Genomic DNA, 16,321 nt, shown 5'->3' on the forward strand with positions numbered 1-16,321 from the left:
CGGACTAAGTCCGGTTTAGGTTGCAATAAAATCGGACTTAGTCCGGGATACATATATGGAAACGTTACGCTACGTTGTATTAGTCAATGGATTGTTGGCTGTTGTGAGTCTTGCGTACTACGTCCTGCTCCGGCGTGAAACCTATTTTGGGGCCAATCGGCTGGCTTTATGGGCAGGTCTGACCTGTGCGTTCATTCTTCCTCTGCTTGAGTTACCAGATTGGCGACCGCAACCCGTACGCAGGGCCATGCAGCGGACAGCACAAGCCATTGTACCCAGAGTATTGCCCAAACCACAACTTCCTTCCGCCGACGTAACCATTACCTTTCCCAATAAAAAAACCTACAAAGCTTTTCATATCGAGCAGGAAGGATTTATATGGTCCTGGCAAATTGGCTTGATCGCGCTTTACGTCGTCATTGCTTTTTTACTGCTGATCCGATTTACGATCCAGTTGGCTTCATTGCGAAAACTTATCCGGCAGTCAGTGCATGAAGCGTACAATGACTTTACGCTGGTACAAAACGGACGTGTTACCTCACCCTTTTCTTTTTTCGGTTGGGTAGTTGTGAATCCCGATCAGCACACCCCTGATGAATTGGATCAAATTCTCCGGCATGAGCGCGTTCATGTTCGGGAGCGACATAGCCTTGACATGATCGGTGCTGAATTGATCTGCATTCTTTTCTGGTTTAATCCAGCAGTTTATCTGTTCCGACATTTAGTTCACCAGGTTCTTGAGTTCAACGCTGACCGAGCTGTACTGGCCGAAGGAGTTGACCCAATAACGTATCAGTACAACTTATTGAAAGTAAGCTTATCCTCAGGTCAGTCGTCAATCACGAATCATTTTAGTAGGCCGCAACTTAAATACCGAATTGCTATGCTTAACCAACAGAAGTCGTCGAAAGCCTCCTGGCTGAAATATCCTGTGCTCTTTATTGCGGCTCTAACAATAGCATCGGCATTTGCTCGCCCAAAACATGTAAATGAACTGGGTCGATACGTATCTCAGCCTCTTATAAAAACGATTGCTGCAGTGGCGGAACCAACCAGAGAACCCTTGCTAACTAATCAAGAAGCGGAACAACTAGTCCCATTTGAGTCCACTCTGCAGGAAAATAATAAAGATAACGTATCAAAAACGCCCATTCAGGAAAGCAATCAGCAACAGAATTCTGTGAAACCAGATACTGTTCGCGTGAGTCCGTCGCGTTACATGGTTTATCAGGGCGATTACCTGTACTGGATTGTTACGCCCAAAACTACGTTCGACGATTTTGCTATCATGAAGCGCGAGTTCGAAAAACATGGTAACCTCATGCAGTTGAACGAGGTAAAGTACGATCCCCTATACGCTTACATCGACCGGATTAGTTTCACCGTGAAGAGACAATGGGGTGGCATGACCAATTGTGAAGAAACTGACAACGACAACAAACCAATTCCGGCCATTGCCGGATACGTGGGTATTGGACCTAAAGCCAATGCGTCGAGTACGGGAGGGCTGCGTTATTACAGAACGGAATTTCCTGAAGCACTTCGTACCGTTGCAGCCGAAGAAGAACGGACAACCGACCAGTTTATCTCAGCGCATAAAATCGATTATTTAATGCTTGAGGGTGAGCAAAAATTTAAAAATTTGGGGAACGGAGCACGCAGTTATGCGAAGAGCTATATGCAGAAAAACCCTACCCAAAATAATAGTGGGCTGATTGTTAACGCAGACGGGACATTGTCGGTAAAGGAAGATTTAGGGAACATTAAACTATTTGTCAACAACGAATCCATCGAACGGACGGCGCTCAACGAAATAAAAGTGGATCGCCTGTATTCAGTTGTCGAAAAATTGCAGTATAATCCTGCTCGTAAGGAGTCTTTTACTTCAGCATTGCTGATTTATATTACTGAAGCCCGTTAATATTATGTACTCCTTTACGAACCGTTTCAGTGGACCGACATTGCGCCAACGTATCGGGATGATCAATAAACAGCATTCCGGTTCATTTGCCTGGTGGCGTTACGTAGCTTGGGCGCTGGTAATGGGTGCAATGGCATTCGCTTGTCGGCATAAGAGTACAGACTACGAAGGGACCGTTACTAGACTCCCCGATTTTCCGATAACGAATGCAACACGTTCACTGGCAGCTGAACTTGAGCAGGAAGGAATGCCCTGGTTTCGACAAGCAAGTTTGTTGATGTTTGATAAAACTGTACTGATGAACGGCCGACGAGTGTCTGTTATTTCAGGCAGTACGTACCCACAGATTCTATCGCTCCAGGATAACCATTTAGCCCTTAAAAATTTATATGAATCACAGGTGAAGATCTTCATTAATGGGCAGACAGCATCAGCGAAAGCGTTATCGGCATTGACTTTTGATCAGGTAGATGACCTTTTTGTTTATCAAAAATGGGATGATCTACCGGGTGCCGATAAATTTCCGGAGACGTATCGCCTATTTATCAGCACGACGCATAAAACACCAACACCCAGTCCAATACGAATGAAGTGGAGGCAGTATCTGATGGCGAACGCTGTATCTGATTATCCCCTCGGCAAATCGAGTACATTTTCAATGAACAAGTTACTCGAAGCGACTTTCTTTCATAACAAACTCGCTTTTGTGGAGCGTACAAAAGATAATCATCTGAAACTCTACGACGAATACGCGGCTGACATTGACCTCTATATAAATGGATTACCGGTCGAACCTAAAACTATTAAGTCTGTTCACGTCCGGGAAGTCGACAAGCTTTACACGCGTGAACGCTCGTTTGAAGAGTGGGCCGATGGTCCGGGCAGACAACACCGCTTTACCTTGTTTATCCAAACAGAACCTAAACGCGCCAAACGGGATAGCACTTACTACGTTTTCAGCCCATTCTATTCAGGTGATTTTTAATTGATCTGCCGAAGTATTGCTCTTACCTAACAAAATAACCCCGACCAGTTAGATCGGGGTTATTTTGTTAGGAGGCTTTACCGCTTGACGCCGGTTTTGACACGTTACCTTCCGGTCCTCGAGGTTTCTTCTTTTTCTTTTTGTTTGGGCGCGAGGTGTACTTAGCGTCTAATTTCTGTAGATCGCTATTTAATGCAGCGGCCGTAACAGGCTCTTTTTCACCTACGGGCGTCAGTACGTCAAACGATTCGGGAATTATCCCTTTTTTGTTCAACTCAACAATTTGCAAAACTCGGGGAATCGGAAGAGGATGCCAGGTACTTTCGGCACTGTAACCGAACCACATAAGTTTACGAAAGATGTCCGTTTTTTGCAGAAAAGCTCTACCCTTTTGCGTTTCCAGCGGTTTTTCAATCGTCGGAATGTCCTGCAGCGCGTCCATATACGTATCCAGCTCGTAGTTCAGACAGCATTTAAGTCGCCCACACTGGCCCGACAATTTCGCTGGATTCAACGACAGGTTTTGATACCGGGCAGCTGAGGTTGCAATATTTTTAAAATCCGTAAGCCACGTAGAACAGCAAAGTTCACGCCCACAGGAACCAATGCCACCAAGCCGCCCCGCTTCCTGCCGAAGGCTAATCTGTCGCATCTCAATCCGCGCTTTGAACTCGCTGGCCAGCATTTTGATCAGCTCACGAAAATCAACGCGTTCTTCGGACGAATAATAAAAGGTCGCCTTCGTATTATCCGACTGAAATTCAACATCGGATAATTTCATGTTGAGTTTTAACTCACGGATAATCTCGCGAGAACGATAGAGTGCAGGCAAATCGCGCAGAACAGCCTGGTCGTGTCGTTCGAGATCTTTTGGCGTAGCAATTCGGTGAATAACCTTTGTGTCGTCGGTAATTTTAACGGCCCGTTTTTTCACCTGCAAACGTACTAACTCGCCTTGTAGTGAGACGGATCCAATATGGAAGCCCGATTGCATCTCAACAACTACGTAGTCGCCTGTAGTCAGATCAAGCTGGTGAACATTCCGATAATATTCTTTTCGGCCACCCTTAAATTTAACCTCAACAACATCGTATTTTTTCATGCCCGGCATGGCGATATCACTCAACCAGTCGAACGAATTTAACTTATTGCAACCGCCGGTGCTACATCCTCCGCTCCCACACCCTTTTGTTGCCGTTTTCTGCGGTTCCCCGCCGGGCCCATCGGATGCTCCGCTCTGCGTTCCACACCCACCGGTTGCACAGGATTTACAACTCATAAATATATATAGTTACAGAGTTGTACAGTTGAATGATTATAAAGCTGGTAACCCTATGAGAACTACATAACCTTATAACTACTTAACGTTATAACTCCAGTTAATCAGCGTACCGGATCAGGTCAACCCCGATGTCTTTTCGGTACTGCTTACCATCAAATTGCACTGTCCGGGCCGCTTCCTGCGATTTCCTGACAGCATTTTCGAGTGAGTTGGCCTGAGCTGTTATAGCCAGTACCCGCCCACCATTGGTCAACACGTGACCATTTTTCTCCAGCGTTCCGGCATGGAACGCGGTTACATCTTCTAAACGCTCTAGCTCAGAAATGATTTTACCGGTTGCATATTCACCAGGATAACCTCCTGACACTAATACGGTTGTAACGGCAGTTTGTGGCGAAACCTCAATAGTCATTTTATCTAATTCGCCATCCGCCGTAGCCATCATCAGCTCAGCAAAATCAGTTTTGATCCGGGGCAGTACCACTTCCGTTTCGGGGTCGCCCATCCGAGCATTATACTCGATGACGTAAGGCTCCCCATTTACTTTCATTAATCCAACAAAGATAAACCCCTGATAACGAATGCCTTCCTGCTGCAATCCAGCCAGCGTCGGTTTCACAACTTTATCTTCGACTTTTTGTAAAAACGCTTTATTGGCAAATACTACTGGTGAGACGGCTCCCATCCCTCCCGTATTAGGGCCTGTATCTGCTTCACCGATACGTTTGTAATCTTTTGCTTCGGGCAAAATTTTATAGTTAACCCCATCAGTCAACACAAACACTGATAATTCGATACCTCGCAGAAATTGCTCTACAACGACCTTACTGCCTGCTTCACCAAACTTCTGACCATCGAGCATCTCGCGTAGCGCATTTTGGGCGTCAGTCACTGTTTCAGCAATGATAACACCTTTGCCAGCTGCCAGTCCGTCAGCTTTTAATACAATTGGCAATGGGTGTGTGCCTAAATAGGTGAGTCCTTCCGTAAGCGTATCTGCCGTAAACGTTTTTGATGAGGCCGTTGGAATACCGTAGCGGAGCATGAATTGTTTAGAGAAATCCTTACTTCCTTCCAACTGGGCACCTTTTGCATCTGGTCCAACAATTCGTAGGTTTGATAAGTCAGATTGTTGACGTAGATAGTCGACAATTCCCTTCACTAAGGGTTCTTCTGGACCAACAATAAGTAAGTCAATCTTTTTATCCAGAAGGGCGGCAGCGATGGCCGAAAAATCATTATAAGCAATAGGAAGATTCGTTGCTACCAGCGCAGTTCCGGCATTACCCGGCGCTACATACAACGTATCACATAATGGGCTTTGCGACAACTTCCAGGCAAATGCATGTTCTCGTCCACCCGACCCCAGTATAAGTATATTCATAAATAATGATGAATGATGAGTGATGAACGATGAATGACAATTAGTTTACCCTAGTCATCATTCATCGTTCATCACTCATCATTTAATTAGCTACTTCTGATAAGAACTTAATGCGCATCAATCGCAAATCTTGTTCGGTAAAGTCATCGCCACCAAACTCGCGCATCGCTACAGCAATATTATCGCTTTCGGCTCGCATGAAGTAGTCATATATTTCGTCCTGGCGATCCTCGTCCATTACCTGATTGATGTAGTAATCGAGATTGAGTCGCGTACCAGAATAACAGATGTGTTCAATCTCTTCCATCAGATCTTCCATCGACAACGATTTCGATTCGGCAATCTCATCTAAATCGACTTTACGGTCAATCTGCTGAATGATAAAGATTTTAACTTTTGATTTATTAACGGTCGATTTAATAACAACATCCTTCGCCGTTTCTATCTCGTTATCTTCGACGTATTTGGTAATAAGATCAATGAATGGCCGTCCAAATTTTTGCACCTTGCCCATTCCGACGCCGTTAATCTGTGCCATTTCTTCCCGCGTGGTTGGGTAAGTCGTGGCCATTTCTTCCATAGATGTCTCCTGGAAGATAACGTACGGGGGGAGGTTCTTTTCTTTGGCAATCTTCTTTCTCAGGGCTTTCAGCAGCCCAAGCAATTCTTCATCATAGGCAACTCCACCTGCTGATGGTACTGAATCCTTGTCATCTTCTTCTTTTGTATCTGTAGCCAGCTGTTCGTAATCATGATCTTTCGAGAGCGAGATAGGATATGGATCTTCGATATAATTCATGCCCCTCTGCGTCAGCTTGAGAATACCGTAATTATCAACGTCTTTTTCAAGATAACCGTAGAGCGTAATCTGTTTTATTAACGAACACCAATAATTGCAATCTTCATTGAATTCTCGTCCTTTTCCATAGACAGCCAGCCTGTCGTGTTCATAGCTGGTTACGTATTGATTATTCGTTGCCGTCAGTACGTCGGCCAAGTGTGCTACGTCGAAACGCTGGTCCGTTTGCAACACAGTCTGTAGCGCCAAGACCACTTCGTGCTGCACTTTGAATTTCTCCGTCGATTTTATGCAGTTATCGCAGAATCCACAATCTTTATCCAGGAATTCGCCGAAATAACCTAACAACTGCCGACGGCGGCAAACACCCAAATTGGCGTACGATACCATTTCGGACAGCAGATGCTTAGCGTTATCTCGCTCGGTAACGGGCTTATCTTTATTAAACTTTTCAAGCTTAACAATATCGTCGTAGCTGTAGAACATGACGCAATTGCCCTCTAATCCATCACGACCAGCCCGACCAGTCTCCTGATAATATCCTTCAAGTGATTTAGGCGCGTCATAGTGAATCACAAACCGAACATCTGGCTTGTCGATGCCCATACCAAAGGCAATTGTAGCGCATATAACGTCTGCATCTTCATTTAAGAAGGCATCCTGGTTAGCCATCCGGGTCTGTGGATCTAAACCGGCATGGTAGGGCAGCGCTTTTACGTCATTAACACTAAGTAACTCGGCAATTTCTTCTACAGTCTTACGGCTTAAACAATAGACAATTCCCGATTTGCCTTTATTCTGCTTTATGTATTTGATCAGCTGTTTCTTGGCATCTACTTTAGGCTTTATCTCGTAGTATAGATTCTTGCGATTGAACGACGTCTTATACAGATTGGCATCCTCCATTTGCAGGTTTTTCTGAATATCCTGCTGTACTTTGGGCGTGGCGGTAGCCGTAAGAGCAATAACCGGCAGGTTACCAATGTTATCGACAATACCCCGTATTTTTCGGTACTCCGGTCGGAAGTCATGTCCCCATTCCGAGATACAGTGAGCTTCGTCAATAGCAACAAATGAAATATTGGCTTTCTTTAAAAAATCCAAATTTTCTTCCTTGGTCAATGACTCAGGAGCAATATAAAGAAGCTTAAGCGATCCATTTAACGTATCCTTTTTAACCTTGGTCATTTCAGCTTTGGAAAGCGTCGAGTTCAAAAACTGAGCGTTAATCCCAAAAGCATTTAGCTGATCAACCTGATTTTTCATCAGGGCAATCAGCGGAGAAATGACTACAGCAGTGCCTTCACTGACAATGGCAGGCAGTTGATAACACAATGATTTACCAGCACCGGTCGGCATGATAACAAATGTGTTACGCCCTGCCAGGATACTATATATAATGGCTTCTTGTTCGCCCCGGAATTGCCCGTATCCAAAAATTTCTTTTAGTCGCCCTTTGAGGGTAGCATGGACTGACTGATCAACCTGCATCATTCTACAAATCGTACAAAAGTTACTTTACTCTATTTGCTTGCCCTATCTTTGTATATAAAGTTAGCGAATATACACAGCAAACCATTCCTGATTATCATAACTGACATTGAAAGTAATAAAAAATCCTCAGACCATTGGCCGCTCGGTGCTACTGGCCGAAGCCAACGCAATCCGTAACGCGATTGATTTACTAGACGAACAATTCGATGCCACAGTCGAATTGTTGCTTACTACCTCGGGTCGCTTAGTAGTGACGGGTGTGGGCAAAAGTGCGCTTATCGGGCAAAAAATTGTAGCCACCATGAACTCGACCGGTACGCCCGCTTTGTTTATGCATGCTGCCGACGCTATTCATGGGGATTTGGGGATGATTCAGGAAAATGACGTAGTACTAATCATTTCCAAAAGCGGCAATACCGCTGAAATCAAGGTCTTACTGCCGCTGCTAAAGCGAACTAGAGTTCGATTAGTAGCCCTCGTTAGTACACGTGACTCTTATTTGGCCCAACATGCCGATTATGTACTTCATGCTTACGCTGAACACGAAGCAGATCCGCTAAACCTAGCTCCTACAACAAGCACGACTGTAGCATTGGCGCTGGGAGATGCATTAGCAGTTAGTTTACTAGAACTTCGTGGATTTACCCGGCAAGACTTTGCCCGCTATCATCCTGGCGGAACACTTGGCAAAAAACTATACCTGAAAGTAGCGGATATTTTTCCACATAATCAGTGCCCCAAGGTATTACCTGATACGCCAGTAAGAGATGTTATCTTCACAATTTCGGCTAATCGACTGGGAGCAACTGCCGTAGTCGATGAGGCCGGTTTGCTAAAGGGTATCGTAACCGATGGCGATATCCGGCGCATGGCCTATGAGCATGATTCATTCTGGAAGCTCTGTGCTGAAGACGTAATGACGCCCACCCCTGTTTGTGTGACTCCTGATGAGTATGCCGTGGCAGCGCTACAAGTGATGCAGGAGCGAAATATTACGCAGTTAATCGTAGCCGAAGCCGATCGGGTACAAGGCTTTATTCATCTGCATGACTTACTAAGGGAAGGCTTGGTATAATACAGGCCTTTTGCATAACATATAACTTACATAGTGAAGCTTTACGGCCTGTCCACCTAGCTGGTTGTATCAAGTTAGTATCCGCCCGTAACGCGTTACAGGATATCGTTATTTCTGTTCAAGCATTTTGGGGAAACGTTAAACAAAATCCACACTTTGTATTCCACATAATGGGGGAAATATTCCACACCCCGATATCTCTGGCACAACGTATAGATACGAGCGAACAAATTATCTATGCCCTAAACGCCTGTAATTAACCATTTTAGAGGCATGATTCGCATTATTGCCACATTTCTAAGCGGACTGGTCATCTTTTTGTACAAATCAATGCAGAATCAGGTTTAACAGCAAAACGTATAACAGCCATGACCGCTCTCGAATTTACTAACCATATCGGCAAAGTGTCCAAATCGTTACGCCCTTTCGCACTTCGTCTGACGAAAGATGTTGAAGACGCGAATGACCTCCTACAGGACACGTTGCTAAAGGCGTTTACCAATCGTGACAAGTACACTGATGGAACAAACCTCAAAGCTTGGTTATATACGATCATGAAGAATACGTTCATCACCAATTATCAGCGGATGGTACGTAAGAACACATTCATCGACACGACTGATAATCTTCATTATATTAACTCCATAGAAAGCAGCACGGATAATCTGGCTTATTCGTCGTTTGCTCAGGATGATATCAACCGGGCAGTCAACGGTCTGGATGATACATACAAGACGCCATTCATGATGCACTTCCGTGGTTTCAAGTATCACGAGATTGCTGCAAAACTAAATATCCCTATAGGAACGGTTAAGAATCGCATCCATATTGCCCGGAAAGAATTGAAAGACCAACTAAAGGTTTACGCATATTTCAACGCCTGAAAAAATTTTTCTGATTCGGACGAGACTTTATCATCAACCTTCCGTCTAACAAATATTGATTGAGTAGTTTTTGGTTAAAAAAGAGGAAGGTTCGAAAAGTTGGGTAGATTTCTGCCCAACTTTTTTTGTTTTATATATCTATTAGTCAGTTATTTAACTACCGACCAGGTCACTCAACCGAATCGATTAAACTTATTTACATAGTTAGCTATAGTTAGCTATAGTCAGCAATAGTGCGGAAAATTAAGTCTATTCACCTGGCATATTTAACTCCACTGAGCTTTTCTAATGCAACAAGCTCAAATTTATCAAGTACGTTTGAGAAACAAATTCCTTCATCAGGTACTTACCATTTACATAATTAATCGTATTACTAATGCCCCAACGCGTAGTTGTTATCGGGGCTGGTTTTGCTGGCTTAGCTGCAGCAACCAGTCTTGCCAACAAAGGATATGACGTAACGATCCTCGAAAAAAATAACATGGCCGGAGGCAGGGCACGGGTCTTTCAGGAAAAAGGGTTTACGTTCGATATGGGCCCTAGCTGGTACTGGATGCCCGATGTATTTGACACATACTTTGCCCGATTTGGGAGAAAGACGTCTGATTATTATAACCTTGTCCGACTCGACCCTTCTTACAGTGTCATTTTTGGTCCAGACGAAGCCGTCGATCTGCCAGCCGGCGTTAGTAACTTGGAAATTCTTTTCGAAAAAGTTGAACCTGGGAGCGGGGTTAAGCTCCGGGAGTTTCTAAAGCAAGCCTCCTATAAGTACGAGGTTGGGATGAATAAGTTTGTCTGGAAACCCAGCCGATCAATTACAGAATTTCTTAGTCTAAAATTGCTTTACGACGTAACGCGCTTAGATGTTTTCCAGTCATTTGCGACACATGCCCGTAAATTTTTCAAAAATCCGCGTCTGCTCGAAATCATTGAGTTTCCTGTACTTTTTTTGGGAGCAACACCGGAAAATACCCCTGCCATGTATAGCCTGATGAATTATGCTGAAATGGCATTGGGCACTTGGTATCCAATGGGCGGGATGCATGAGATCGTGAAAGCGATGGTCAGCCTAGCAGAAGAAAAAGGCGTTAAAATTTTATTGAATCAGACTGTCCAGAAAATTGACATCCTAAAAGATAAAGTACAACGAGTTATAACAAGCGACGGTATTTACGAAACGGACGTAGTAGTGGCTGGGGCTGATTACAACCACGTCGAAACGAATCTTGTAGACGATTCTTATCGTAATTATAGCGACGATTACTGGAACACACGCGTAATGGCGCCTTCATCGCTGCTGTTTTACCTTGGTATTTCCAAGCGAGTGCCGCGCCTTCGCCATCATAACCTATTTTTTGATGAAGATTTTAAGCAGCATGCTCAGGAGATTTATGAAACCCCTCGCTGGCCAACCAGGCCCTTATTTTACGCATCAGCTCCTTCCAAAACCGATCCTAACGTGGCTCCTGAAGGCTGTGAGAATCTATTTCTGCTGATTCCCGTTGCGCCCGACCTCACTGATGATGAAGCGACCCGTAACCATTATTTCGAGCTGCTTATGGATCGGCTCGAAGCGTATGTTGGCGAAGATATCCGTAACTACATAATTTTCAAACGTAGTTACGCACATAGTGACTTCAAACGTGATTATAACGCCTTCCGGGGGAACGCTTATGGATTAGCTAACACGCTTAGACAGACAGCCTTGCTGAAACCGTCGTTGAAGAACAAAAGGGTAAACAACTTGTTCTACACGGGTCAGCTCACCGTTCCAGGACCAGGAGTTCCGCCTTCGCTTATTTCAGGTCTGGTGGTCGCAGACGAAGTTGCGAAAGAATTTTTCTAATTTGCCGTTTAACCTACCCTCTTTGTCCGATATGATGGCTTTGTTTGATAAAACCGCACTGGAATGTAGTAAGTTAATTACTGAGCGTTACAGTACGTCGTTTACATTAGGCATCAAAACGCTTGATCGTAAATTCCATCTTCCTATTTATGCCATTTACGGATTTGTCCGGTACGCCGATGAAATTGTGGACACCTTCCATGAATTTGACAAAAAAACGCTGTTAGAACGATTCAAGCACGATACGTATCAGGCCATCGAAGAGGGGATCAGTCTAAATCCCGTATTACAATCTTTTCAAATCGTAGTCCGTCAGTATAAGATTGAACACGACCTGATTGATGCATTCCTGAAAAGTATGGAGATGGACTTGTACTATCAGGAATACGATACCAATAATTATAATGACTATATATACGGTTCCGCTGAAGTAGTTGGGCTGATGTGTCTGCGAGTATTCTGTGAAGGCAATTGCGATGAATTTGACCGCCTGCGCGAACCAGCCCGAAAGCTAGGATCTGCCTTCCAGAAGGTAAACTTTCTGCGTGACCTGAAAAGTGATTACGTCGAACGGGGACGTACTTATTTTCCTGGCGTTGATCTCAATAATTTTAATCGAGACGCGAAACAACATATTGAGAGTGATATTCAGAGCGATTTTGATGAAGCTTATCTCGGTATTATAAAGCTACCGCGCGGAGCCCGAATGGGCGTTTATCTGGCGTACATATATTATCAGACGCTGTTCAATAAAATTAAACGCCTACCAGCTTCTCGTATTCAGAATGAGCGTGTTCGAGTCCCTAATCCGCAGAAAATTGCTCTGCTAGCCCAGACGTATGTGAAGTACCAGTTGAATTATATTTAACTGAGATTCCAACAGCAGCTTAAGTTGTAAGTTATCAAACGCTTAGCCCTCCGTGGCTTTTCGCTATCTTTGCGGTCAAATCACTTGATTCAGGATATGGTAGCTGAAGCGACCCTTTCGCCGGACGTGTTAGCGCGTTATGAAGCCGTTATTGGGCTGGAAGTCCACTGTCAGTTGCTTACACATAGCAAAATATTTGCCGCCGATGCAAATGCGTTCGGCGCTGAGCCAAATACAAATATTAGTGTCATTACGTTAGGTCATCCCGGTACGCTCCCTAAACTGAATCGAAAAGCGGTTGAATACGCTATTCGAATGGGGTTGGCCTGTGGCAGTGAAATTACCCGCCATAACGTTTTTGCCCGTAAAAATTATTTCTACCCTGATCTCCCTAAAGGGTATCAATTATCACAGGATAAGGGACCAATTTGCGTAGGGGGTGGCATTTTAGTCAAGGTAAAAGATCTGCAAACGCATCAGTCATACCAGACAACGATTCAGCTTCATCATATCCATCTCGAAGAAGATGCCGGAAAATCCATTCACGATGGGGATGATTGGGCTACTCAACTCGATTACAACCGGGCCGGTACACCCCTTATCGAGATGGTAACCGAACCCTGCATTCGCACTGCCGACGAAGCAGGCCAGTATCTGACTGAAGTTCGGCGATTGGTCCGTTACCTGGATATATGCGACGGTAATATGGAAGAGGGGTCGTTACGTTGCGACGTAAACGTATCGATTCGTCCCAAAGGCGCTACGCACTTAGGGACTAAAGTTGAGGTGAAAAACCTGAACTCAATTCGAAACGTAATGCGAGCGGTGGATAGTGAATTCCGGCGGCAGGTCGACGTAACGGAATCAGGGGGGCGCATTACGCAGGAAACGCGTACATTCGATGCCAACACTGGGCTCAGCTATGCTATGCGGGAGAAAGAGACCATGAACGATTACCGCTATTTTCCTGATCCGGATTTAACGCCCGTAGTTATTTCGGACGAATGGTTAGCCGATGTCCAAGCTCACATGCCTATGCTTCCGGCAGCTCTTTATCAGAAGTTTACTGATCACTACGGTCTGCCTGAATATGATGCGGCTCTATTAACCGATTCGAAAGAGTTAGCCGATTATTTTGAATCGGTGTGTTCCCATACGACCAACTATAAGGCTGTATCAAACTGGATTATGGGCCCGATAAAGGGGCACTTGAACGAAAAAACGTTACGTGAGCGTCATTTCCCGGTATCTGCTGAGCGTTTAGCGGCACTCATTACGTTGATTGATAACGGCACGGTGAGCCAAACGGCTGCTCAGCAAGTGTTTAGCTTACTGGTTGAACATCCCAACGTATCGCCCACTGAGTTGGCTCAGACATATGGTTTAGTTCAGAATCGCAATACGGACGCGCTGCAAGCGTTGGTAGAAGAAGTACTGGCAGACTGGCCCGATAAAGTAGAGCAATACCGAAAAGGGAAGAAGAATCTTCTGGGCCTATTTGTCGGCGAAGTCATGAAAAAATCGAAAGGCTCGGCCGATCCAAAATTGGTGAATGCGTTGTTAGCGAAGATGTTATAATTCCTATGAAAAACTTATTTTTTAGTATCATCGGTCTATTAGTGGTATGCCTCTCGGCTGACGCTCAAACGACTAAACCTTTTACGGTTACAGGCACGGTTAAAAAGGCCACACCCGGTAGTTACGTTTATCTAGAAGCGAACTCCCAGCCAACGCGCAAAATCGACTCCACAAAAATTGGGACGGATAATACGTTTAAGCTCACCGGTAAAGTACCCGACGGTGGTGACGTACTCGTACTAAACGTAGGGGGCGGACAGAAAATGGCCTTGCTGGTTGAAGGTGGCGAAACACTAAACGTAGTAGCCGACGGTTTTCGCATGGATCAAAAAACTGGGCAAGTAGGAAAGGCAACTGTAACGGGCTCCAAGAATATGGAGTACTATGAGAAGCTGAATACGCTCCGTACCGATATGGAAGCTAAAGTAGCCAACTGGAACAAGCAGGCGGCTGCTGCTACCGAGAAAAAAGACAACAAGAAAATGGCTCAGATTGAGCAGGAATATACAGCCGCTGAAGCCGATGTTGTTAATAAAGTAAAAACGATGTTACCCGAAATGGGAACCTCATTAGCGTCCCTGTTTGCCTTGAATTTCATCAACATCGACAGCGATTTCGAGATATATGATCAGTTGGCGCAACGCTTTGAAAAGGAAAACCCGAATAGCCCACACGCTAAATCGCTGATCGGGCGGGTAGCCCGTATCAAGGGGGTGTCTGTTGGCGCACAAGCGCCTGAAATTGCTCTGACTGACACAACAGGTAAGCCGGTTCCCTTATCGTCACTACGTGGTAAATACGTATTACTTGATTTCTGGGCATCGTGGTGTGGACCGTGCCGGGCCGAAAACCCAAACGTAGTACGGATGTATAACAAGTTCAAAGACAAGGGGTTTGCTATATATAGCGTTTCGCTCGACCAGGCGAAAGCCAACTGGACCAAAGCCATTCGCAACGATAATCTGACTTGGACGCATGTTTCAGATTTAAAATTCTGGCAGTCGGCAGCGGCTCAGCAATATGGAGTTCAGGCTATTCCCGCTACGTTCCTGCTCGATAAAGACGGTAAGATCATCGCCAAAAATTTACGGGGCGATGCACTGGAGCAGAAACTAGAAGAGGTACTGAAATAGTAGATACGTTTCGTAGTTTTGTAAGGTCAGGCTTTGAAGCCTGACCTTTTTTTATCGGTTTGACTCTCTGTTAGATAAATTCACCATTCTATGAAAATCGCTATTGTAGGCTGTGGCAATATGGGTATGGCCTTCGCCAAATCTTTTTTGCAGTATGACCTTGTAAAAAAAGACGACTTACTCCTAATCGAAAAAAGTGCCGATCGCTCAGAGGGCTTAAAAAAAGAAAAAGCAGGCGTCGTCGTCGATACAATTGGCCCGCACGTTGGTGAGTCTGATTTGATTATTCTCTCCGTAAAACCGCAGGATTTTAGCAGCGTTCATGAATCACTGCGTGCTGTCATCCAGCCGAAGCAGGTTATTTTATCGATTATGGCGGGTATTCCGATTGCCCAGATTCAGGAAAAACTGGGGCATCCACTCGTGGTTAGAGCCATGCCAAACACACCCGCCATGCTGGGCATGGGAATAACAGGATTTACGGCCGCTAAAGAAGTGGACTTGACGAACCTGCGTCGGGTTGAAAATCTTATCAATGCTACAGGCCGGTCTATTTTCCTCGAAGACGAATCCATGCTGGATGCCGTAACAGCCTTAAGCGGCAGTGGCCCGGCTTATTTTTATTACGTAGTGAAAGCCATGATCGATGCTGGGAAGCAAATGGGTTTCGACGATGCCGTAGCCGCTTTATTGGTCAAACAAACCATGCTCGGCGCGTATCACCTTATCAATACTGCTGATAAATCGTTAGATGAACTTATTAAAGCCGTAGCATCTAAAGGGGGAACGACCGAAGCGGCCTTGCGAGAATTCGAAAATGGGGGGTTGTCAGATACGTTGGTTACAGGTATCAAAGCTGCACAAAAACGGGCAACGGAGTTATCGAAGGGGTGAACCTGTTTAGGATTTTTCTTTTGATGGGATTTTGTCATTCCGACGCAGGAGGAATCTTCGGGTGAGTCTGTTTTATGTGCTGCTACCGAAGATTCCTCCTGCGTCGGAATGACAAAATCCTACCCACTTCTTGACTTTTTTGTAAATCCTAAACAGCCTCGGAAGTTAGATGATA

General features: G+C 44.9%; 12 protein-coding genes. 9 read left to right on the forward strand and 3 right to left on the reverse strand.

Features of this window, described 5'->3' with window-relative positions:
* The first annotated feature begins 55 nt into the window (after positions 1–55).
* Positions 56–1,921, forward strand: coding sequence for a M56 family metallopeptidase (locus IC230_RS25370; protein ID WP_191041869.1), 1,866 nt, complete (start codon positions 56–58; stop codon positions 1,919–1,921).
* 4 nt (positions 1,922–1,925) lie between these two features.
* Positions 1,926–2,906, forward strand: a complete 981-nt coding sequence (locus IC230_RS25375; RefSeq protein ID WP_191041870.1) for a hypothetical protein — start codon at positions 1,926–1,928, stop codon at positions 2,904–2,906.
* Between the two features lie 67 nt (positions 2,907–2,973).
* On the opposite strand, the gene IC230_RS25380 is transcribed toward IC230_RS25375, so the two are convergent.
* From IC230_RS25380 to recQ, 3 genes are all read right to left on the reverse strand, one after another.
* On the reverse strand, positions 2,974–4,185 hold the full coding sequence (locus IC230_RS25380; protein ID WP_223860837.1) for a PSP1 domain-containing protein: 1,212 nt from the start codon (positions 4,183–4,185) through the stop codon (positions 2,974–2,976).
* A gap of 100 nt (positions 4,186–4,285) precedes the next feature.
* Positions 4,286–5,572, reverse strand: a complete 1,287-nt coding sequence (purD, locus tag IC230_RS25385; protein ID WP_191041871.1) for a phosphoribosylamine--glycine ligase — start codon at positions 5,570–5,572, stop codon at positions 4,286–4,288.
* Positions 5,573–5,654: 82 nt separating this feature from the next.
* Positions 5,655–7,865, reverse strand: a complete 2,211-nt coding sequence (recQ, locus tag IC230_RS25390) for a DNA helicase RecQ (protein WP_191041872.1) — start codon at positions 7,863–7,865, stop codon at positions 5,655–5,657.
* Positions 7,866–7,971: 106 nt separating this feature from the next.
* On the opposite strand from recQ, the gene IC230_RS25395 reads away from it, so the two are divergent.
* From IC230_RS25395 to proC, 7 genes are all read left to right on the forward strand, one after another.
* On the forward strand, positions 7,972–8,940 hold the full coding sequence (locus IC230_RS25395) for a KpsF/GutQ family sugar-phosphate isomerase (RefSeq protein WP_191041873.1): 969 nt from the start codon (positions 7,972–7,974) through the stop codon (positions 8,938–8,940).
* Between the two features lie 368 nt (positions 8,941–9,308).
* Positions 9,309–9,824, forward strand: a complete 516-nt coding sequence (locus IC230_RS25400; protein ID WP_111347040.1) for an RNA polymerase sigma factor — start codon at positions 9,309–9,311, stop codon at positions 9,822–9,824.
* Between the two features lie 376 nt (positions 9,825–10,200).
* A complete protein-coding gene (locus IC230_RS25405; protein WP_191041874.1) occupies positions 10,201–11,673 on the forward strand; it encodes a phytoene desaturase family protein in 1,473 nt (490 codons plus the stop codon).
* Between the two features lie 31 nt (positions 11,674–11,704).
* Positions 11,705–12,541: a phytoene/squalene synthase family protein gene (locus IC230_RS25410; protein WP_191041875.1), complete on the forward strand. Its 837-nt coding sequence runs from the start codon at positions 11,705–11,707 to the stop codon at positions 12,539–12,541.
* A gap of 96 nt (positions 12,542–12,637) precedes the next feature.
* Complete coding sequence (gatB, locus tag IC230_RS25415) at positions 12,638–14,119, forward strand: Asp-tRNA(Asn)/Glu-tRNA(Gln) amidotransferase subunit GatB (RefSeq protein ID WP_191041876.1); 1,482 nt, start codon at positions 12,638–12,640, stop codon at positions 14,117–14,119.
* A 5-nt stretch (positions 14,120–14,124) separates the two neighbouring features.
* Positions 14,125–15,252: a TlpA disulfide reductase family protein gene (locus IC230_RS25420; RefSeq protein ID WP_191041877.1), complete on the forward strand. Its 1,128-nt coding sequence runs from the start codon at positions 14,125–14,127 to the stop codon at positions 15,250–15,252.
* Positions 15,253–15,342: 90 nt separating this feature from the next.
* Positions 15,343–16,146, forward strand: coding sequence for a pyrroline-5-carboxylate reductase (proC, locus tag IC230_RS25425; RefSeq protein ID WP_191041878.1), 804 nt, complete (start codon positions 15,343–15,345; stop codon positions 16,144–16,146).
* Positions 16,147–16,321: the final 175 nt, after the last annotated feature.

Source organism: Spirosoma validum, assembly GCF_014699035.1.
GTDB lineage: Bacteria > Bacteroidota > Bacteroidia > Cytophagales > Spirosomataceae > Spirosoma > Spirosoma validum.